This window comes from Brevundimonas sp., assembly GCF_016463485.1.
Lineage (GTDB): Bacteria > Pseudomonadota > Alphaproteobacteria > Caulobacterales > Caulobacteraceae > Brevundimonas.
Map to the genome: position 1 here is coordinate 1 of NZ_JAEMRD010000054.1, position 20,190 is coordinate 20,190.

General features: G+C 66.4%; 25 protein-coding genes. 12 read left to right on the forward strand and 13 right to left on the reverse strand.

Annotation, left to right across the window (positions count from 1 at the left end; genetic code table 11):
• The coding region (locus JHC99_RS09575) for a tRNA (guanosine(37)-N1)-methyltransferase TrmD (RefSeq protein WP_292153684.1) at window positions 1–506 on the forward strand (506 nt) is incomplete at its 5' end.
• 6 nt (window positions 507–512) lie between these two features.
• Window positions 513–941, forward strand: coding sequence for a 50S ribosomal protein L19 (gene rplS / locus JHC99_RS09580; protein WP_292153685.1), 429 nt, complete (start codon window positions 513–515; stop codon window positions 939–941).
• An 81-nt stretch (window positions 942–1,022) separates the two neighbouring features.
• Here rplS and JHC99_RS09585 read toward each other — a convergent pair whose 3' ends face one another.
• The 9 genes from JHC99_RS09585 to JHC99_RS09625 all read right to left on the reverse strand — a co-directional run bounded on the left by JHC99_RS09585 (window position 1,023) and on the right by JHC99_RS09625 (window position 9,178).
• Complete coding sequence (locus JHC99_RS09585) at window positions 1,023–1,502, reverse strand: PA2169 family four-helix-bundle protein (RefSeq protein ID WP_292153687.1); 480 nt, start codon at window positions 1,500–1,502, stop codon at window positions 1,023–1,025.
• An 83-nt stretch (window positions 1,503–1,585) separates the two neighbouring features.
• Entirely contained in the window at window positions 1,586–2,404 is an 819-nt protein-coding gene (locus tag JHC99_RS09590) for a tryptophan 2,3-dioxygenase (RefSeq protein WP_292153688.1), read from the reverse strand.
• A gap of 48 nt (window positions 2,405–2,452) precedes the next feature.
• A complete protein-coding gene (locus JHC99_RS09595) occupies window positions 2,453–4,093 on the reverse strand; it encodes a TadG family pilus assembly protein (protein ID WP_292153690.1) in 1,641 nt (546 codons plus the stop codon).
• A gap of 1 nt (window position 4,094) precedes the next feature.
• A complete protein-coding gene (locus JHC99_RS09600) occupies window positions 4,095–4,529 on the reverse strand; it encodes a TadE/TadG family type IV pilus assembly protein (RefSeq protein ID WP_292153692.1) in 435 nt (144 codons plus the stop codon).
• 118 nt (window positions 4,530–4,647) lie between these two features.
• The gene (locus tag JHC99_RS09605; protein WP_292153730.1) at window positions 4,648–6,120 is read right to left on the reverse strand and encodes an acetyl-CoA hydrolase/transferase family protein; all 1,473 of its coding nucleotides are present in this window, start codon (window positions 6,118–6,120) and stop codon (window positions 4,648–4,650) included.
• Between the two features lie 37 nt (window positions 6,121–6,157).
• Window positions 6,158–6,874: a DUF6544 family protein gene (locus JHC99_RS09610; protein ID WP_292153694.1), complete on the reverse strand. Its 717-nt coding sequence runs from the start codon at window positions 6,872–6,874 to the stop codon at window positions 6,158–6,160.
• Complete coding sequence (locus JHC99_RS09615; RefSeq protein ID WP_292153696.1) at window positions 6,871–7,236, reverse strand: hypothetical protein; 366 nt, start codon at window positions 7,234–7,236, stop codon at window positions 6,871–6,873. Before JHC99_RS09615 ends, JHC99_RS09610 begins: the two co-directional genes overlap by 4 nt.
• On the reverse strand, window positions 7,233–8,348 hold the full coding sequence (locus JHC99_RS09620) for a nitroreductase family protein (RefSeq protein ID WP_292153698.1): 1,116 nt from the start codon (window positions 8,346–8,348) through the stop codon (window positions 7,233–7,235). The genes JHC99_RS09615 and JHC99_RS09620 overlap by 4 nt, the downstream gene beginning before the upstream one ends.
• Window positions 8,345–9,178, reverse strand: coding sequence for a universal stress protein (locus JHC99_RS09625; RefSeq protein ID WP_292153700.1), 834 nt, complete (start codon window positions 9,176–9,178; stop codon window positions 8,345–8,347). The genes JHC99_RS09620 and JHC99_RS09625 overlap by 4 nt, the downstream gene beginning before the upstream one ends.
• Before the next feature lie 115 nt (window positions 9,179–9,293).
• Here JHC99_RS09625 and JHC99_RS09630 point away from each other — a divergent pair, with 115 nt between their 5' ends.
• The 3 genes from JHC99_RS09630 to JHC99_RS09640 all read left to right on the forward strand — a co-directional run bounded on the left by JHC99_RS09630 (window position 9,294) and on the right by JHC99_RS09640 (window position 11,124).
• The gene (locus JHC99_RS09630; protein ID WP_292153702.1) at window positions 9,294–9,668 is read left to right on the forward strand and encodes a cytochrome c; all 375 of its coding nucleotides are present in this window, start codon (window positions 9,294–9,296) and stop codon (window positions 9,666–9,668) included.
• 103 nt (window positions 9,669–9,771) lie between these two features.
• A complete protein-coding gene (locus JHC99_RS09635; RefSeq protein WP_292153704.1) occupies window positions 9,772–10,533 on the forward strand; it encodes a cyclic nucleotide-binding domain-containing protein in 762 nt (253 codons plus the stop codon).
• A 75-nt stretch (window positions 10,534–10,608) separates the two neighbouring features.
• Complete coding sequence (locus JHC99_RS09640; RefSeq protein WP_292153706.1) at window positions 10,609–11,124, forward strand: pyridoxamine 5'-phosphate oxidase family protein; 516 nt, start codon at window positions 10,609–10,611, stop codon at window positions 11,122–11,124.
• Here JHC99_RS09640 and JHC99_RS09645 read toward each other — a convergent pair whose 3' ends face one another.
• Window positions 11,125–11,430 carry a hypothetical protein gene (locus tag JHC99_RS09645; protein WP_292153708.1) on the reverse strand — a complete coding sequence of 102 codons (306 nt, stop codon included), beginning with the start codon at window positions 11,428–11,430 and terminating at the stop codon, window positions 11,125–11,127.
• Between the two features lie 159 nt (window positions 11,431–11,589).
• Here JHC99_RS09645 and JHC99_RS09650 point away from each other — a divergent pair, with 159 nt between their 5' ends.
• The 6 genes from JHC99_RS09650 (at window position 11,590) to JHC99_RS09675 (ending at window position 16,246) form a co-directional block, all read left to right on the forward strand.
• Window positions 11,590–12,240: a BON domain-containing protein gene (locus JHC99_RS09650; RefSeq protein ID WP_292153710.1), complete on the forward strand. Its 651-nt coding sequence runs from the start codon at window positions 11,590–11,592 to the stop codon at window positions 12,238–12,240.
• A 69-nt stretch (window positions 12,241–12,309) separates the two neighbouring features.
• A complete protein-coding gene (locus JHC99_RS09655) occupies window positions 12,310–13,350 on the forward strand; it encodes a histidine kinase dimerization/phosphoacceptor domain -containing protein (protein ID WP_292153712.1) in 1,041 nt (346 codons plus the stop codon).
• 12 nt (window positions 13,351–13,362) lie between these two features.
• Window positions 13,363–14,088, forward strand: a complete 726-nt coding sequence (locus tag JHC99_RS09660; protein WP_292153714.1) for an alternative oxidase — start codon at window positions 13,363–13,365, stop codon at window positions 14,086–14,088.
• Between the two features lie 8 nt (window positions 14,089–14,096).
• Entirely contained in the window at window positions 14,097–14,795 is a 699-nt protein-coding gene (locus tag JHC99_RS09665; protein ID WP_292153716.1) for a VIT family protein, read from the forward strand.
• Complete coding sequence (locus JHC99_RS09670) at window positions 14,792–15,772, forward strand: L-lactate dehydrogenase (RefSeq protein ID WP_292153718.1); 981 nt, start codon at window positions 14,792–14,794, stop codon at window positions 15,770–15,772. The genes JHC99_RS09665 and JHC99_RS09670 overlap by 4 nt, the downstream gene beginning before the upstream one ends.
• 57 nt (window positions 15,773–15,829) lie before the next feature.
• Entirely contained in the window at window positions 15,830–16,246 is a 417-nt protein-coding gene (locus JHC99_RS09675; RefSeq protein WP_292153720.1) for a cytochrome c, read from the forward strand.
• Between the two features lie 15 nt (window positions 16,247–16,261).
• Here JHC99_RS09675 and JHC99_RS09680 read toward each other — a convergent pair whose 3' ends face one another.
• The 3 genes from JHC99_RS09680 to JHC99_RS09690 are packed head-to-tail and all read right to left on the reverse strand — an operon-like array spanning window position 16,262 to window position 19,918.
• On the reverse strand, window positions 16,262–16,912 hold the full coding sequence (locus tag JHC99_RS09680) for a YoaK family protein (RefSeq protein WP_292153722.1): 651 nt from the start codon (window positions 16,910–16,912) through the stop codon (window positions 16,262–16,264).
• Window positions 16,899–19,214 carry a glycosyl hydrolase family 65 protein gene (locus tag JHC99_RS09685; RefSeq protein ID WP_292153724.1) on the reverse strand — a complete coding sequence of 772 codons (2,316 nt, stop codon included), beginning with the start codon at window positions 19,212–19,214 and terminating at the stop codon, window positions 16,899–16,901. The genes JHC99_RS09680 and JHC99_RS09685 overlap by 14 nt, the downstream gene beginning before the upstream one ends.
• Window positions 19,211–19,918 carry an HAD-IA family hydrolase gene (locus tag JHC99_RS09690; protein WP_292153726.1) on the reverse strand — a complete coding sequence of 236 codons (708 nt, stop codon included), beginning with the start codon at window positions 19,916–19,918 and terminating at the stop codon, window positions 19,211–19,213. Before JHC99_RS09690 ends, JHC99_RS09685 begins: the two co-directional genes overlap by 4 nt.
• Before the next feature lie 88 nt (window positions 19,919–20,006).
• Between JHC99_RS09690 and JHC99_RS09695 the strand changes: the two genes are divergently transcribed.
• On the forward strand, window positions 20,007–20,190 hold a 184-nt coding region (locus JHC99_RS09695; RefSeq protein ID WP_292153728.1), incomplete at its 3' end, for a hypothetical protein.

Sequence of the window (20,190 nt, forward strand, 5' to 3'; positions counted from 1 at the left end):
GGCCGCTTTTGTACATGAGCGCACGCGGTCGACCCCTGACGCAGGCGCGAGTGAAAGAGTGGGCCAAGGCGGACGGCATTGTCGTTCTCTGCGGCCGGTTCGAGGGGGTGGATCAGCGGGTGCTCGACGCACGCGGGTTCGAGGAGGTCTCCGTCGGAGACGCGGTACTCGCCGGTGGCGAGGCGGCGGCGATGCTGGTGATCGAGGCGTGCGTACGACTAATCCCCGGAGTGCTCGGCCAGGCAGACAGCCTGTCCACCGAAAGCTTCGAGGACGGCCTTCTGGAACACCCGCAGTACACGCGACCGCGGACGTTCGAGGGGCTGGAGATCCCCGAGGTGCTGTTGTCCGGCGACCATCGCAAGATGGCCGCGTGGCGGCAGCAGCAACGGGAACTGACCACCCAGGACCGCCGGCCCGATTTGTGGGCGGAGTATCTGGCAACAAGACCTGCGGAATCTTCCGCCAAATCAAAGCTAAAGGGCACCAAAGCCCGAGGAGAATAGAAGACCATGGCCAACATCCTTCAGACCATCGAAGCCGAAGAAAAAGCCCGCCTGATCGCCGTCCGCGCGATCCCCGACTTCCAGCCCGGCGACACCCTGCGTGTCATGGTCAAGATCAAGGAAGGCGAGCGCGAACGTATCCAGGCCTTCGAAGGCGTCTGCATCGCCCGCGACGGCGGCGGCGTGAACGAGAGCTTCACGGTCCGGAAGATCTCCTTCGGCGAAGGCGTCGAGCGCAAATTCCCCATCCTTTCGCCGAACATCGACGCGATCGAAGTCAAGCGTCGCGGCGTCGTCCGGCGCGCCAAGCTCTATTACCTGCGCGATCGTCGCGGCAAGTCGGCCCGGATCGCCGAACGCCAGACCGTCCGCCCGGCCAAGGGTGTCGTCGTCCCCGTCACCGGCACCGCCGACAAGACGACCGACGAAGCTTGATGTCACGGGTCGCCTGACCCGTCGAAACGACAAAGGCCCCGATCTCGCGATCGGGGCCTTTTTTCATTGCAGATCAGTGAGTTACTGAGGGTAGAGGTCCGAGCTCACATCCCTCTGGCTCTCCAGGCTGGTGTGCAGGTCGTGGACTTCGCGGGTCTCGCGGTGGATGGCCGCGTGGGCCCGGCGCAGTGTCTCGCGGGTCGTCGCGGCCAGCCGGTCGTCCTTGATGGCCGCCTCGAAGCGGCGATCCAGCTCGGCCTCGCCCCGGTCCGCCGCCCCGACGATCCCGGCCTCGGCGGGCATTATTGCCTGGCTGAGATCCATCACCGCCCGCTGCGCCTTGGCCAGGATCGAGCCGCCGTCATTCGGCTGACCGCCCAAGGCCCGCACCGTCTCGGCCAGGCTCTGGGCCATCTCGCGACGCTCTGACGCCAGACTCGCGAACAGGGTGCTGTGCCCCGTGCTCTCGCTGTCGCCTGAGGCCTTGTCGAGCCGCTCGGCGCTGTCGAGGGTGGCCCCGATCAGCTCGTTAAGAACATGAATGTCGTGCTTGTTGGACATCGTAACCTCCGGTCTTGATGACGGTAACGGTCACGCTGTGCTCCGGTTGCGGCGCGATTGGGGCAGCGACGATCAAGCCGCCATCACAGCTTCGTGCGGAGCGACCACAGTTCGGGGAAGCACCGCTTCTCCAGCGTCGAGGTCAGATAGGCCACCCCCTCGGTCCCGCCCGTACCCCGCCGACGGCCGATGATCCGCTCGATGGTCACCACATGCTTGTGCCGCCAGGTCAGCAGGGCGTCGTCCAGATCCACCAGCTTCTCGGCCAGCTGATAGAAGGCCCACCACCGGTCGGTGTCGCGATAGACCTCCAGCCAGGCGGCCTCGACCCCTTCCGACGGCTGATAGGGCTGGCTGACATCCCGGCTCAGCACATCGGCCGGCACGGGCAGTCCCGCCTTCGCCAGCTGCGCCAGGGCGTCGTCGTACAGGCTGGGGGCCGCGATCGCCCCGGCCAAGGCAGCGTGGGCCTCGGGCCGATCCTCCTGGAAGCTCAGGAACCGCGCGTCCTTGAGTCCCAGCATGGCCTCGAAGCGCCGGAACTGATCGCTCTGAAAGCCCGAACTCGACCCCAGCACCCCCCGGAATCGCAGATAGTCGGCGGGGGTCATTGTCGCGAGGATGTCCCAGCTCTGGGTCATCACCGACTGGATACGGCTGACCCGCGCCAGCGATTTGTAGGCAGGCACCAGGTCGCCGCTGCGAACCAACGTCTGGGCCAGAGCCACCTCATGCAAGATCTGCTTGAGCCACAGCTCCTTGGTCTGATGGATGATGACGAACAGCATCTCGTCGTGCTCATCCGAGATCGGATCCTGGGCCGACAGCAGCCGGTCGAGCCCGAGATAGCGGGCGTAGGTCATGTCGGACGGTGTCGCCGCGGGCGTGTCGATCTGGGTCATGCCCGTCTATCGCACCGAGCCGCCCCCCGTCTCAAGCCTTGGCCGGTCTCAGCCCACCAGCGCCGCCCGCCCTCCGGCCTTGGGACAGGTCGCGCCATGCACCGTCACGTCGGCCTCACCGAACGACAGGCCCAGCAGGTCCAGAACCGGATTGATCGCCGTGTCCAGCACCGGGCCCAGCGGTGCCAGCAATGTCCCCAGGGCCTGGACGATACCTCCCAGCCCCAGTCCCAGGCCGACGACCTGGACGTTGACCTGAAGCCGTTGCAGCAGGCTGACCACGATGCCGTTCAGCGCGCCGGTGGTCTTCACTGTCCTGACCGTTCGTGCGGTGATATCGGCATCGGTGAAGGTCACCGCCGTGAAACCCTGATCCGCCGCCTCGACCTCGGCCGAGCCGGTCAGACTGACCAGCCCCAAGACCGACATCAGGGTCGCGGGGGCCGGGGTGAGGGTCTGTTTGAAATCCCCCAGCCGCGTCTCGTCGATCACCCCGATCGAGGCCTTTGCGATACCGGGCCGCACCCCAAGGGTCACGGACCGGCCGGGCGTGCAGCCGATGGCGTCCAGTCGGGCCTCGGACGAAGCCAGCTCGATCAGGATGGGCAGGTTGACCTGGGCCAGCCCCGACAGCTTCTGGGACGTGCGGGCCCTCAGATACAGCCGCGCCTGGGCGGTGCGGACGATCGGCGATCCCTTGCCCGTGACCGTCAGCCAAGGCGACCGGTTGGGCCGTTCGCCGATGGCCAGCGAGACCTTGAGCTCGGCCAGGCCCGCTTGAGCCCCCAGATCCAGTGCCACCTGCCGGTCCCCGCCGCCGATCTCGGCCATGGCCACAACCAGATCGAGCGCATTGACCGAGGCATCGAGCGCCCCGGCCAGTCCGTCTTCGGCCCCGGCTTCGGCACCGATCAGGTCGCCCAGCCGAACCTGCACTCCGGCACCTGCCGCCGTCAGTCTCGACAAGGCGCTCGACGCCTGGCTGCCGACCAGGGGCCGCATCACCTCCAGCGCCCGACCGAGATCGACGGTCTGGTCCAGCAGGCCGTCATAGTCACCCGCCTGAAGACTCAGATCAGCGATCATGGCGTCACCGAAGGACTTCAGATTGACGTCGGCCTTGGCCAGGGCGTCATAGTCCATGACGCTGAGGGACACCGATCCACCGGTCAGCCCGCCCAGCAACTGGTTGGCCAGCCCCCCGTTCAGCGCCGCCAGCCGCGATCCGATCGAGAACATCGCCCGCGGTGGTTCCGTGGTCGCCGCCGAGGTGGCGCTGCGGGTCAGCGTCACCGCGTCCCTGCCCATAACGAAGCGCCCGAAATAGAGCGGCGACGGCTGGCTGAGGGTTACACGCACGGCGTTTGGATCGACGTCACCGGGACTGAACCGCGCCGCCGGGGCCATCGCACGATCGGCCGTGTAGCGCCCCCGGACCACCGCTACACTGACCGATCCGCCGGTGTTCGCCGTCGCCGTCGCCTGGGCCGCCGCCTCTGCGCGGGGAATGTCCATGGCCGCCGACATGGCCGCCAGATCGGCTGCCCCCTGGAGGTTCCTCGCGTGGAGCGCCAGGGATCCGACATCGACCGTCAGGGCGGCCAGTGCGCACGCCAGCCCTCCACCCAGAGCCGCAATTATCGCTACCCCGCCCCGCCGGTCCGCCCGGAATGTGGCCAGCCGCCTCAACTCAGTAGCCCCCGATCCGCACCACGGCCGTCCGCTCGATCAGGGTCGGAGGCTTGGGCAGCGGCCCGGCCAGTTGCAGGATCGGATGGGCGTGGGCGTCATAGGCGACGCGGACCCGCACCGCCTCGGCGTCGCTGGTGACGGTCGTGGTCACCAGGGCCGGATCGAGCCCCGATCCCGTCGTGGCTTCCCGTGCGACAAAGGCGGCCGCCAGTTCCCGGCGTTCGGCGTCGTCCATCCCGCCCAAGGCCGCCCGGGCGCTCTCGGTCGCCAGCGACTGCACCGACTGCGCCAGCCAGAACCAGCCGCCATAGACGACCATCCCCGCCAACAGCAGAACCAGCATGGGCGCGACCAGCGCAAACTCTATCGCCGCCGATCCCTCCCGAGGACCTGCCGATCGGACGCTTCCTGTCTGGACCGTTTTCCGCTGCATAACAATGACGGCAATTACGCAATCTCTATTAAATGATCGTTTAGCCGCATCCTGAAGTTGACCGGGCCTCACACCTCAGCCCGCTTTTTCTTCCTGCCTCGATCGGACCAACCTTCGATCAGGCCAGGACCATCGTGCCCGTCGTCACAAACCGCTGATGCCATGACAGGGCCTCACCGAGCAGCATCGGCGTCTGGAGACCGTAGGAGCCGGTCAGCGCCCGCTGGTAGTAATCCGCCAGCATGGGACGATAGATGGGGTGGGCGCAGGTCTCGATGACGGCCCTGGCCCTTTGCTTGGGCGACAGGCCGCGCAGATCGGCCAGTCCCTGTTCGGTGACGATCACCTGGACGTCCTGGGTGATGTGGTCGACGTGGGAGGCACAGGGCACGATGGTCGAGATCGCGCCACCCTTGGCCGTCGAGGCGCTCATGAAGATCGAGATGTAGGCGTTCCTGGCGAAGTCGCCGGACCCGCCGATGCCGTTCTGGATGCGGGAACCCATGACGTGGGTCGAGTTGACGTTGCCGTAGATGTCGGCCTCGATCATGCCGTTCATGGCGATGACGCCCAGGCGGCGGATGAGCTCCGGGTGGTTGCTGATCTCCTGCGAGCGCAAGATGATCCGGTTGCGGTATTCGCTCATCCGTCGGTTGACGCTCTCGCTGAGGTCGGGGCTGAGGCTGAGCGCGGTCGAGGACGCCATGCGCAGCTTGCCGCTGTCCAGCAGGGCCATCATGCCGTCCTGAATGACCTCGGTGTAAGCGGTCAGGTCGTCGAACGGGGCGGCGATCAGACCGGATAGCACGGCGTTTGCCGTGTTCCCGACCCCCGACTGCAGCGGCAGAAGCGACGGCGGCAGGCGACCCCTTTTGACCTCGTGCTCCAGGAATTCCAGCAGGTGTCCGGCGATGGCGAGATCGTCGGCGCCGGGCGTCGTGAAGCCGGCGTTTCTGTCGGGACGATCGGTCTCGACGATGGCGACGATCTTGTCCGGGTCGCAGCGGAAGCAGGGCTCGCCGATCCGGTCGCCTGGACGGATCAGGGGGATCGGCACGCGGTTCGGCGGCAGGGCCGCGCCGTAGTAGATGTCGTGCATGCCCAAGAGGTCCGGGCTCTGCCAGCGGTTGACCTCCAGGATCACCTGGCTGGCCCGATCCAGCCAGGTCTTGTTGTTGCCGACGGACGACGCCGGGATCAACGCCCCGTCCTCGCGGATACCCGTGACCTGGATGATGGCCGTGTCGAGTGGTCCCAGGATGCCCTGCCAGGCGGCGGGCGCGACCTGGCTCAGGTGCATGTCGAAATACTCCATCTGGCCGCGATTGATCTTGTCGCGGCAGGTGGGGTCGGAGTTGTAGGGCAGCCGGAACTCGATGCCGTCCGCCTTGGCCAGCGCGCCATCCAGCTCGGGCCCGGTCGAAGCTCCGGTCCAGATGCGCAGCTTGAACGGCCGCCCCGCCGCGTGCTCAGCCTCGATCCGGGCGGCGAGCGCCAGGGGCACCGCAGTCGGATAGCCTGAGGCCGTAAATCCACTGAGCCCCACGGTGGTATCCGGTGCGATCAGCGCGGCCGCGTCCTCGGCCGACATGACCTTGGCGCGGTGGCCGATGCTGGCGATGCGAGACCTATCCACGGCGGGACCAGGTCTTCATGTCACCCTGCCAGTAGACCCATTCGCCCTCGGGCCCGCCCCAGGAGACTTCGGCGAAGAACGGCAGCCAGACGCCGTTGTGGTGCCGGTAGTCCGAGAATACCCCACGCCAGGGTTTGGGCACGGTGACGCCGTCGACGAGCGCGCCTCGATCCGGGGCATAGGCCTCACCGATCCGCCCATCGCCATCGAGAGTCAGGACCACTTCGGCCGTCGTCGCTCCGAACCCCGCTCCGGCGATCAGACGACCGCTTCCCTCGACGCGCCACCGGATGTCCGGGTTTCGCAGGATAGCATCGGGGGCCAGGGCGATCTCGGCCAGGTAGCGGATAAGCTCGCCGCGCGTCAGCTCTGCAGAAGGAGCGATCTTCGCCAGCGGGACCAGCCCCAGGGCGCGCACGTCCAGCCGACCGGCTCCTTCGATCAGGGCGTCCTGGATACGGATCATCCGGAGCGGCCCGCTGCGGGCCCTCCAGTCGAACGCGCATTCGGTCAGGCTGATTGTCTGCAGGGCCTTGAAGGGCTGCCAAGGCGCATCGGCTGAGGTGCGCATTCGCCCGGACTGTGAAAGGGCTACGGTCAGGCCAAAGTTCGCTCGTGCGCCCAAACGATCCGCCAGCGCAATCAGAGCTGGCGGCAGTTCGCCTTGTCTCGACTGCGGGCTCAGGCCCGACGGCATGGATGCGGTCATCGACCCATCCCTTCCCCGATGACGCCGGCCCAGCGCGCCGCCAACAGCATGAAGGCGATAGGCAGGATCGGACCGAAGATCACCAAGGTGTGGCGAGTGAGCGTCTCCGGCAGATAGGTGTCAGCGACATGCGCACCTGCACCGGCGAACCGATCGACAACCGCCGTCAGAGGACATTTCAGACCGCTCGCGGCGAACACCACGATCTCAACCGAGAGCAGCGGCAGCAGTATCCAGAGCGTTGGCAGCAGACGGCCTGTAACGCCGACATAGAGCAGTCCGATCGTGCCAAAGGCCATCACCCCGTAGATCAGCGTATGCAGACCACGCGCAGCGAACAGGGCCAGCGGGTGCTCCGTCATGCCGCGACCAACCTTGCGGGACGACGGGCGGAATACGGCAAGGTCGGGCCATACCCGAAGCGCATGACCAGGTCCGGGCGGCGGCCTGCGACGCCGACCATAGACGCCAGTTCAGGCCTCAGGGCCGCAACCTCCACCGGCTGGTTGATGTAGGCGCACTTCAGCCCCAGCGCCGTGGCCTGGAGCGCGAACCGCTGGCTTGATCGGCCGACGCGCGTCCAGTGATCCTTGTCCTCACGCTCGCCGACGAAGACCGCGACACCGGCGGACGTATCGAGCTGGCCGGCGTATTTGTCGTTCTCGGGCTTGGGCTTGAACGTGGCGTCGAAAATCGCCGAGCCCAGCCAGGTCGGCAGTGGCGGGTTGCCGCTCGCCACGCTGAACAGGCCGTCGCCGGTGTCGAGCGCCTGGCGCGGATTGAACCGGATCCAGGATCTGAGCTCGCGCACGAACGCCGCGTCGGCCAGCTGCGCCGTGTTGCCCTGGATCACCAGATCGCGCAGTCGGCCGATCTGCGGTCGGTCGGTGATCAGGATGACATCGACGCCGGGCATCTGCGCGGCGGCCGCGAGCGATGACAGATCGGCGGGGCTGACCGGGCGTCCGTCGTAATCGGCGCGGGTCGATTGCCGAACTGGGATGGCGTCGAACAGAACGGACCCGAACGCCGGTCCCTCGTCATGCGAGAAGATGAGCCCGCCTGGCCCGCTGGGATCGAAAGCGATCTCACCCGGGCGGCCACGCGCAGCGCCGGCCAGTGCGAGGTTCTCGGCGGTCCCACCCAGGCTGACGAAAAGATGGTGGTCATCGGGATCGACGACCGGGGTCCGACGCGAAAAGTCGGGCAGGATGTCGATCCGGCCGTTCCCAGGCCGGAACCGCCAGGGCTGGGTGTTGTGTCCGTTGGGGGCCAGGGTCGCATAGCGCACGAGCTCGGCGAGCTCCGGTTGGGCGGACAGGACGGAGCGCATCTGCGCGACCGTCGCGTCGTAGTCATCCATCGACCCCATGCCGCGCACGCCCAGCCAGGCCGCGCCCGTTCCGCCCGCCACCACGGCCACACCGCCGACGAGAAGAGCGCGACGCCCCATCACCATTGAAGGACGGTTCAATGGCTCAACAACAGGCAGACCGGAGAGCGGTCCAGCAGGCCGTGAGTCACACCGCCCATCACCCATTCCCGCAAACGCGCGTGCCCATATCCGCCCGCCACGATCAGGCCAGCGCCATACTCTTCGGCGAACTCGATGATCTGGTCGGACCTCGGCCTGCCGTCGCCGTGCACGATCTGGGCGCTGGCGACGATGCCGTGCCGGCCCAGAAATACAGCGACCTCCTCGGCATTCAGGCGGGCTTCGTCGGTTTGTTCGGCCGCGCAGACCTCGATGACGTGCACGATCGATGAAGCCGCGAGGATCGGCAGGGCCGAGGCGACCGCGCGCTGGGCTTCGCGGCAGTCCTTCCAGGCGATCACCGCCGGGGTGCCGATCGGATCCCGCGGAATCTCCGGGGGCACGATGAGAACGGCGCGACCGGCGGCCATCAGCACGTCCGCAGGGTCGGGCGAGCGTGCCGGCGAACGCACGGGATCACGGCGTCCCATGACAGCGAGATCGGCCGCCCGAAGCGCCTGCACGACCAGGTCTGAGGGATAGCCCACTTCGCCCCGCCACTCCGCGTGGTCGGCATAGCCGCCCACGGTGTCCCAGAACAGGGTCCGGGCGCGACTGACGTCCGCCTCCGCAATGTCGCGGAACAGGCTCAGCATCTCCCCCGTCATGGCCCCACCCGCGTAGGGGTCGATCTGGGGGACATCCGGCATGCTGGCGGCCAGACCGATCACATGGGCTTTGGAGAGCCCCGCGATAGCGCAGGCCAGGGCGACGCGTGCGATCGCCTCCGGACCTTCGTCCACATAGACCAGCAGGCTGGCGAAGCGCATGGCATCTATCCCGTTCGCCCCGATCAGACGGCATTGCCGCGATCGCTGCCTTGATCCGGATCAAGGATCTGGACGGGACGGCATGGGAGGTTGGCCGCCGGTCAGGAGGTCTTCCATGAACTATCTTGTCGCCCTTACTTTGCTTATCGGGTTGTCGGGCTGTGCGGTTCAGCCGACGGACCCTGTTGCCCAAGGGGCGTGGGTCGAAGTCCCTGTTCCGAACGTCGCTGCGCAACAGCGAGGAGCGGCCTACGCCAGCGCGAACTGCGCCGGCTGCCACGCCGTCGGTCCGACCGGAGACAGCCCGCTGGCCGCCGCGCCGCATTTCAGGGCCCTGGGCCTGCGGTATCGGGTCGACGATCTGGCCGAGTCCTTCGCCGAGGGGATCGACACCGCCCACGCGGCCATGCCCGAATTCATCATGTCGCCGGAAGAAAATTCAGACCTGGTCGCCTATCTCAAAAGCATTCAGGTTCGCTCAACTCGCTGAGTTTTCTCTTCATCCAGTTTTCGTCGGAATCGTTTTTGGCACTGATTTGACTCAGGTCAATAAACCGACTCGGTAATCCATGCCTTCGGGCGCACACTGGGGCATGGTCGTTGCCCTGAAGCCTTCGCTTGCGCCGCGACCGCCCCTCCTGCCGGGTTGTGTCGAGCGGCCGAAAAGCAGCGATTGCAGTAGCTGTGGCGCGCGGGCGCTCAGCGTTTGTGGTGCCGCCGACGACCCAGACCTCCAGCGCCTCGGCGATCTGGCGGAGGTCATCAACCTCAAATCGGGTGCCGTTCTGATCCGCGAGGGCGAGCCGGCCCCCCACGTCTTCAACATCACCAGCGGCTCACTCCGGGTCTACAAGCTTCTGCCGGACGGGCGCAGGCAGATCACCGGCTTCCTGTTCGCAGGTGATTTCCTCGGGCTCGCGATCGGCGAGACCTATGTTTTCTCAGCCGAGGCGATGGAGGCCTCCACCGTCTGCCGTTTTCGCAAGGGTCCGTTCCGCGCCCTGGTCGCGAACTCTCCACCGCTGGAGCACATGCTGCTTCACCGAACCTCCCACGAGCTGGCCGCCGCGCAGAACCAGATGTTGCTGCTGGGCCGAAAGACCGCGATCGAGCGGATGGCCTCGTTCCTGCTCGACCTGCCGGGTCACGACCCCGCCCGCCCGAGCGCGCCCGGACACGTGCGTCTGCCCATGAAGCGGGGCGAGATCGCCGACTATCTGGGGCTGACGATCGAGACGGTGAGCCGCGTGCTGACCCGAATGAAGGTCAAGGGTCTGATCTCCATACCGTCGCAGAATGAACTCATCGTCGAGCGACCGGAACGGCTTCGTCAACACGCCTCGGGCGAGGTCTGACCGTCGGCAATTGCGCCAGATCAAGGTTGCCGACCCTCGCTCGCGGTAGAACGGCCGATCGCCGGAGCGCTCCCCATGACAGTTGAACCCTATCCGCCCATTCACGGTGCCGCCATGGAAACCATCGCGCGCTTGCTGGAGTATGAGCGGCTGATGAGCGTGGCGACCAACCGGCCCGATGGCTGGCCCCAGGTGACCACCGTCGGCTACATCAACGAAGGCCTGAACCTGTATTTCGTCACCGGTCGCGAGAGCCAGAAGCTGGCCAACCTTCAGGCCGATCCCCGTGTCTCGATCGCGATCCATTCGAACATCGCGGTCGGCGGTGCCTTCGGCGTCTCGATGGCGGCGCGCGCGGTAGAAGTCAGCGACCCGGCCGAGGTCGAACGTCTGAACCGCCTCATGTTCGCGCGTTGGCCCCAGGTCAGCGTCTACTGCCCGGCGACCAGCTCGATCGCGATCATCCGTCTGAAGCCGGAACTGATCTCCACCATCACCGCGTCGGCAGGGCGAAGCCAGACCGAATGCTTCTCGCTCGGCGACGCCGTCGCGAGCCCCGACGCGGTCAGCGCCGAGGCCCGCCTGTTCTGATCAGGCCTGCGAGAGACGGACGAGGGCGAAGGTCGCGAGCAGAGCCACGATCGCGCCGGCGACGACGCTGGTGCTTACCGGATAGGCGCGAACGGTCTCCGACACCTGGGCGCGCGTCGTCGCGGCAGAGGTTTCGGCCTCGTCGCGCAGGCGATCGGCGGCGCGGGTGATGGCCCTGGTCGATCGCGCCATGGCGTCGCTCGCTTCCAAGCCCGTCTTCTTCGCGGCGTCCTTCAGATGGTCGGTGGCTTCGTCGGCGAAATCATGAAGGTCGCGGCTTAGGGTCTTGAGGGTCGCATGGGTCATGGGGAGGCTCCTTTGGATGAAGCGCCATCCAAGCCGATCGGCAGGACGAAGTCGGTGATCTGGATCAAGGCGAGGGGGCGTCAATCGCCCTAACAGACGAGGACCGCCACGAGATCGGGCCCGCCGGGCCGGGCCCTGTCGGCTTTTCGGAGAACAGCCATGAAGAACAAGGCCCTTCAAGAACGCGTCGAAACCGAACTGTCCTGGGACCCCCGCCTGGACGCCACGTCGATCGGCGTCTCCGCCAACGACGGCGTCGTCACCCTGAGCGGATCGGTCGGCACCTATTCGGAGAAGCTGGATGCCGAACAGGCCGCGCTGCGCGTGCGCGGCGTCCACGGCATCGCCGAGAACATCGACGTCAGACCCTTCGGTGATGTCGGCCTGGACGATGACGAGATCGCCAAGCGCGCCCTCAGCAGCCTGGAGTGGGACGTGATGGTGCCCGACAAGGCAATCCAGCTCGTCGTCGAGGACGGCTACGTGGTCCTGACCGGCGAGGTCGAATGGGACTTCCAGCGGGCCGCCGCCGCCCGCGCGATCCATAAACTGTATGGCGTTCGCCAGATCACCAACGACATCACCCTCAAGAACCGGATCCAGCCCGAGGATGTCCACAAGTTGATCAAGGACGCGCTGGAGCGTCAGGGCCAGATCGAGGCCGGCAACATCAAGGTCTCGATCGACGGCGGCAAGGTCAACCTGACGGGGCACGTGAAGTCCTGGTCGGAGCGCTCGGTCATCGAGCACGCCGCCTGGGCAGCGCCCGGCGTCTACGCCGTCAACGACCAGACCACCATCTCGGCCTGATCCCACGTCAGCTCCCGCCTGGGCGTCATGCCCTGCCGGGAGTAACGGCTCCCCGGGGGTGGGCCCACCATGCCGACGACATTGCTCGCTCCGCCATCGGACATTTCCCTGAACCTCGCGCTGTCGCTCATCTCCGCCTCTGTGGCCCCGGTGTTACTGCTGGACGGCGATCTGTGTGTCCTGGCCGCCAGCAAGAGCTTCCTGGAAAGCTTCGATGTCGGACCTGAAGATGTTCCGGGTGCTCGATTGGCCGATCTGGGCACGGGCGAATGGAAGGTGCCTCAGCTCTGGTCGCTGCTGAAGGCGACCGCGTACAGTCAGGCCTCGATCCGAGCCTACGAGATGGATCTCAAGTCCTCGCGCGGTCGGCGGCGTCTGGTCCTGAATGCCCAGCGCCTGGCTTACGGCGACGGGCACGGCGTCAGACTGCTTTTGTCCATTCAGGATGTCACTGACGCGCGTGCCAGCGAACGGCAGAAGGATGACCTCATCCGCGACAAGGCGATCCTGGTGCAGGAGGTCCAGCACCGGACAGCCAACAGCCTGCAGATCATCGCCAGCGTGCTGATGCAGGGGGTGCGCAAGGTGGGCTCGGACGAGAGCCGCGACCACCTGCGCGACGCCCACCAGAGGATCATGTCGGTCGCGGCCGTGCAGCGGCAACTGGCCGGTTCGGATCTCGGTGATGTCGAACTCCGAGGCTACTTCACCGACCTGTGCCGCAGCATCGGCGACTCGATGATCCGCGACCACAACCAGCTCAGCCTGAGGGTGACCGTCGACGACAGCATCGCCTCATCGGGCAAGTCCGTCAGCCTGGGCCTTGTCGTCACCGAACTCGTGATCAACGCGCTCAAGCACGCCTTTCCGAACGATCGCAACGGGGAGATCGATGTCGACTACCGCGCGCATGGCGAGGGGTGGACCCTGACGGTTTGCGACGACGGCGTCGGGATGCCCGACGGATCGCAGGCGGCCAAGCCGGGCCTGGGAACCGGCATCGTCCAGGCCCTGGCCAACCAACTCGGCGCGGTCATCGACATCGCGGACGCCAAGCCCGGCGTGCGCGTCTCGATCGTCTGCACCCCGAAATCCAATCCCACGTCCTGAAAGGACTGAATCATGGTCAACTCCATCCTCGCCCCCGATCGCGAAGCCCTGGCGCAGGAACGCGAGGCGCAGCCGGTCATCCATCACGTTCCGCATGGGTTCTCCGACCGCTTCGCTCTGGGCTTCACCAAGCTGTTGAGGTTCTCAGCCGACACCTTCTTCGCCAAGCGCTACGGACACCGCGCGATCGTCCTTGAAACCGTGGCGGCTGTCCCCGGGATGGTGGGGGCTACCATCCAGCACCTGACCTGTCTTCGCCGCATGAAGGACGATGGGGGCTGGATCCGCACCCTGATGGAGGAGGCCGAGAACGAACGGATGCACCTGATGACCTTCATCGAGGTGGCCAGACCGACCTATTTCGAGCGGCTGGTGATCCAGTTGGCCCAGGGCATCTTCTACATCATCTTCTTCCTGCTCTACCTTATCTCGTCGCGCACGGCGCACCGTCTGGTCGGCTATTTCGAGGAGGAGGCCGTGATCAGCTACACCCTGTATCTGAAGGAGATCGACGAAGGCCGGTCGCCCAATGTCCCGGCACCGGCAATCGCCAAACACTACTGGAAGCTGGGGCCTGACGCGACGCTGCGCGACGTGGTCCTGGTGGTTCGGGCCGACGAGGCGCACCACCGTGACGTCAATCACGGCTTTGCCAGCACCCTGGGCGGCACGGCCATCGATCAGGTGCCGTCGGCACCGTATCCGCCCCACGCCGCAGAAATCCGAATGGGGGCCTGAGCTTAGCGATGTCAGCGAGCCGACATATCGAACGCCATCTGATCGAACGCGTCGGCTGGCTCCGTGCCTCGGTGCTCGGGGCCAATGACGGGATCGTCTCGACGGCCAGTCTGATCGTCGGCGTTGCGGCGGCCGAAGCCGGCCGAAGCGGCATTCTCGTCGCCGGGGTCGCCGGCCTGGTCGCGGGCGCCATGTCGATGGCAGCGGGGGAGTATGTGTCCGTCAGCTCCCAGTCAGACGCGGAAACGGCGGACATCGATCGGGAGCGCGGGGAACTTGCGTCATCGCCCGAAGCCGAACTGCGGGAGTTGTCCGGTCTCTATGTCGCGCGCGGATTGACGAACGAATTGGCGGATCAGGTCGCCAGGCAGTTGACGGCGACCGACGCGCTCGCGGCGCACGTGCGCGATGAACTTGGCATCTCGGCGCTCACGGCGGCCCGCCCGATCCAGGCCGCTTTCGCCTCTGCGACGGCGTTCTCGATCGGCGCGGCTGTCCCCCTGATCGTCGCTGTTCTCGCTCCGGTCTCGATGACGATGGCCTCGGTGACGGCGGCGGCCGTTGTCAGCCTGGCGCTTCTTGGCGGCCTGGGTGCGAAGGCCGGCGGCGCCGGGATGCTGAAGCCCGTTCTTAGGGTTACCCTGTGGGGCGTCCTCGCCATGGCGATAACGGCCGGTATCGGCAGACTTTTCGGAGCGGTCGTATGAAGCCCGGCAAAGCACCACAGACTGGGTCCCTGGCCGATCCCGGCCGGATCGCGATCATCGGGGCGGGGCATGTGGGAGCGACGGCGGCCTATGCGCTGATGCTCCGGGCACTGTTCCGCGAGATCGTCCTGATCGACAGCAACCGCGCCCTGGCGGAAGCGGAAGCCGCCGACATCGCCGACGCCAACGCCCTGGCACGGCCCGCGCGTGTCTGGGCGGGCGACTATGCCGACGCTGCCAGCGCCGGCATCGCCGTCATCACTGCAGGGGGCGCGACGCATGGCGCCCAGACCCGCCTGTCGGTCGCCGCCGAAAGCGCTGCGATCGTGTCCGACTGCGTGGGCTCGCTCATGGACGGCGGCTTCCATGGGGTCATCGTGGTTTCGGCCAATCCCGTCGACCTGATGACGCTTGTCGCACAACGCCGATCAGGCCTTTCGCCCGCGCGGGTCATCGGAACCGGCACCCTCCTGGACACCAGCCGCCTGAAGCAGAGCCTGTCCCAGGCTCTCAGGGTGTCGCCAGCCTCCGTCGAAGCCTTCGTGCTGGGCGAGCACGGCGACAGCGAGGTGGCGGCCTTTTCCACCGTCCGCATTGGCGGCCAGACGCTGGAGCAGTTCTGCGCCAGTGGAGGGGTGCTCGACGAGGCTGCGATTGCACGAGAAGTCCGCGATGCCGGCTATGAGATCGTCAAGGGAAAGGGCTACACCTCCTACGGCGTGGCGACCGCCATCGTGCGCATCTGCGAAGCCGTCGTTCGCGACGAGCGGGCTGTCCTTCCCGTCTCGACCCTGCTGAGCGGACAATTCGGCCTTTCGGACATCTGCCTCAGCCTGCCCTGTTTGGTCGGCGGTGCCGGTGTGGAGAGAATTCTCACGCCGGATCTCGATCCGGACGAAGCCGTCGCCTTGGCGGCCTCCGCCAAGTTGCTCATAACGGCCTTCGCCGCCATATCGGGCGTGGCATCAGCCCGCTGACCCGATCGTTGACCTGCATCAACGACGGTCTGCCGGGCCGTCGGTCATATCAAGGCCATGGCCACGCAACCCTCGATCACCAGAGCCCTCACTTTCGCAGCGTGCCTGTTGCTGATGTCTTGCGGCACGGCCGACCCGTTGCCCATCACCGCTCCGGTGGCGACCGCGCTGCCACCGCTTTCAGCGGCGCTGGAGACCGAGGCCGCATCTCGCGGTCGAGCGATTGCGGTCATCGGCTGTGCCAGTTGCCATGCGATCGACCCAATTGGCACCAGCGCGCTCCCGGCCGCGCCTCCGTTTCGTGACATCGTCCGGCGTCGCTCTCTCGACGACCTGGAGACGGCCTTCGCGACAGGCCTCGTGACCACCCACCCGACCATGCCTCCCTACGTCTTCAGGGCCAGCGAGATCGACGACCTGATCGCCTATCTCGGCACTCTGGAGTCAGCGCCGGAGACCAGCACCGGGGGCTGAAACCGCGCGCTAGCTTCATGTCTGTGGTTTGAGGTCGGGTCCCATGATCAGGATGACGGTCGTCAACATCGTCATGGCGACGACCGCCCCGACCAGGGCGTTCACACCGAACGCGCCGTAGGCCAGTGCCCCCGCCACCGCACCCGCCAGCAACCCAGACCACAGCACCAGGAAGGGCACCCACCCGAAGCGATCACCACCGAGAAGCGCGGTCGTGAGCCGTTTGCCCAGCTTGACCAGCGTGCCCGTCATGTAGGTCAGGCCGATCCTGACCTCGCCGTCTTCAGCGAAGACCGTGTTCTCCGCCCCCATGGCCAGAACCATCGGGATCGCCACCAGGAGCCCGCCACCAACCGCGTGCAGGGCCAAGGCTGACGCCAGCAACCCGGTGACCAGGGCCAGAACCGCCGGACGTCGATGCGTCCTGGCGATCCGACCCACGATCGCTCCCATCATCACGCCGACGACGAAGGTCACCAGCAGGATCGCGGCGAACATCGTGCTGGGCGAACCTTCAGCCACCCCGATCCCCAGGCGCGTCGAGTTTCCGCTCATGAAGGACACGAAGAACCCGCCCGTCATCAGAAACCCTATCGCATCAACGTAGCCGGCGACGCCCGAGAAACAGGCCGCAAGAACGCGGATGCGGCGATCATAGTGCAGCATGACCGGATCTTCCCGCAGCCGGCCAAGCGACCGGTATTGAAAGCGCCAGCGGCTTGTCGGGCTCCAGCCGGTGGAGCGCCCCGAAGGCATGGATCGCCATGGCCTCCCCAGCGTCCATGCTGATCGAAAGGGTTCGCCCGACGTTATCGATCGCGATCGCGAGACTACGCCCCCGCCATTGCAGGGGCACCCGCAGCGCGGTCCATTCAACGGGAAGATGCGGCTTCAAGCCGATGCCATCCTCATGGAAGGTGACGCCCACGAATCCCAGCACCGCGATCTGCCAAAGTCCTCCGAGCGCAGCCATGTGGATGCCGCCAGCGATCGCCACCGTCGCGTCGCCCAGATCGATCGCCGCCGTACGCCGGAAATAGTCCAAGGCGTCTTCAGTGCGCCCCAGACGCGCGGCCACCAGCCCGTGCATCGCCGTGCTCAGCGAGCTGCCGTGGCTGCATCGCGGGGCATAGTGCTCGAAGTTCAGGGAGTCGGCGCCGGCCGGAAAGACCTCGGGCAACAGCGCCATAAGGGCGACGACATCCGCCTGTTTGATGACTTGAGATCGCCTGGTCCGTTCGCGGCCGAGCACGACGTCCATCGGTACCGACCGGCCGGCATAGGCCTCCAGGTCGATCGGTTCGAGATCTCCATACCCCTCGAACTGCTCGAACAGCCCCGTGCGAACATCGAGGCCTGTCTCGATCGTTGTGGCGATCCCGGCCCAGCCCTCGACTTCAGACCCATCGAATCCGAGACGCGCCGACAGCTCCTCCCAGCGTTCCGGCCAGCGTTCACGCATCAGAGCCGCCGCATCACCGCCCCGCTCGATGTTCCAGCGCGCCATGACGTTGGTGAACGCGTTGTCGTCGATCCCGTCGTGATACTCGTCCGGCCCGATCACGCCCCGAATATGGCGACGTCCGTCATCCTCCAGCGTCGCCCGACTGGCCCAGAACCGTGCGGTTTCCAGAAGGATTTCGACCCCGGCATCGCGCATGAATTCTTTGTCGCCAGTGACGGTCCAGTATTGCCAGACCGCATAGGCGACGTCGGCGCTGATATGCTGTTCCTGTGTGCCGGACAGAATCTCGACGACCCTACGGTCCGGCCCCACGGCGTGGGCGGGCGTGACTTCCGCCCCTGTATCAGCAGACTCCCACGCATAAAGTGCGCCCCGCCAGCCGAGGCGCGCCGCCTTGGTCCGCGCGCCGTCCAGCGTGTGAAACCGATACATCAGCAGGGCACGCGCGGCGTTCGGCCATGTGTGAGCGAAGAAGGGCAGCAGGAATATCTCGGTGTCCCAGAACACATGGCCGGCATAGTCCGCCCCCGTCAGTCCCCGCGCAGCGATGGAGACGGTCTCATCGTCTGGATTAGCCGCCCCGTTGAGATGGTATGCGGCGAAGCGCAGTGCCCTTTGCGCCTGCGGGTCGCCGTCGATCTGGATGTCACAGGCCGCCCATCGCGCGGCCCAGACCGCTTCGTGTTCCTTCAAAGCGCCCCTCCAGCCCAGGCTGGTCGCGGCTTCCAGCTCCGCCCTCGCTGCGGGACCGGGTGAAGGATTGTCCTGGTCGCCGACCCCAAACACGACAAGGCGCTCGAACTCGACCACCTGCCCCTGACCCGCCCGCGCCGTCCAGCAAGCCGGCGTCGATCGGGCGTCCGGGGCCAGCAAGACTCCATCCACCCGGACCGACACGACCTCAGCGACCGTCAGCTGTTTGTGCGAGCGATGGGTGCGCCAGAGTGAGAGGTCGCCATCGTGCCGTTCGAGGACCAGGGCCGGATCAGGCGAAGCCGCGGTGGCCTGGATGCCGATCTTGCATTCGCCCTTCTCGACGACGATCCGAAGGGTTTGCAGACCTAGGGACCGCCGACGGAGGGACACCAGGCGCAGCGCGCGGACCTGCGCGACAGCCTCGTCATTCGAGAACCGACAGCCGCCCAGAAGCAGACCGCGCTTCATGTCCAGGCTGTGAAACGCTTCCGGGGCAGCCGCGTCGCGAACCAATGCACCATCGTCGAACACCAATCGGACCTGAAGCCAGTCCGGCGCGGGGATCAGGGTCGGGACGGCATCCAAGCTCTGGCCCGTGTCGAACAGCCCGGCCACCAGGGTCCGGGACGCCGTCCCGAGTGGATCGCCGTGGGAGGACCGGCGTTCACCCCTCACGCCAAGAAAGCCATTGCTCAGCGCGAAGCGTGACTGTCGGCTGCTTTCACGCAACGCGTCGTCTCCGACGGCATCAAGCCGCCAGGCCGGATCGATGGTCGGCTCGAACAGCGCGTCACCACACCACGTCATGGGTTGCGCCGCTTCAGTCGGCCTTTACCCAGCGCTTCAAGATCGACCTCATCCAGACTGTTGACCACCACGTCGGCGCCAACTGCATCCAGTAACGAGCCCTCCCCAAACCGGGCGACGCCGAGCGCCCGCATGCCGCCCGCCTTCGCCGCACGGATGCCCGCCGTTGCGTCCTCTGCAACGAAGCAGGCGGCCGGCAGGACCCCCAACGCGTCCGCCGCCGCCAGAAACAGGTCCGGCTCCGGCTTGCCGTACGCCACTTCACGCCCCGACAGGTCTACGTCCAGCGCGTCCAGCAGGGTGCCGCCCGTCTTCATCGGGATGGCCCGCATCATCGCCGTGGCATTCTTCGACGATGATGCCGCCGCAACACGCATGCCTTCTTCCTTCAAGGCCAGCACAAACCGCAAGGCATCGGGAAAGGCGTGGACCTGGCCGTCCGCGATCAGGGCTTCGAGCCGCGCCTGCTTCCGGGCGGCATAGTCTTCTGCACGGACCTCCGCGTCCCGCACGCCGAGGCTCACGAGGGCGGCCAAAGCCCCATCGCGCCTGGGCTTGCCCGCCACCTGGCTTCGATAGATTTCGGGGGTGAAGGCTATCGGGTCAGCGAACCCGTCCAGCGCCTCACGCCACGCCCGCTCGTGCGGCGACGCCAGCAGCACGCCGTCAACGTCGAGAATTGCGCCTGCGAACCTCGACATCATCCCCCACCCTGCACCACCGCGATCCTCAGAACCTTGAGGTGGATCAACGCATGCGGTCCGCACGGCCGAGACGAGTGGAGCTTTGGGCTTGAGACTGATCGATGCCGAATTTCCTCGCTGGTTCAATAGCAACGAAAAGAGCGGCAGCCGCCCTTACACAGCAGAACCATCATGCGCGGGACCGGAAGTGGGGATAGCTCTATGTCTCGATGAAGAAAATGGCGCGCCCGGAACGATTCGAACGTCCGACCCTCAGATTCGTAGTCTGATGC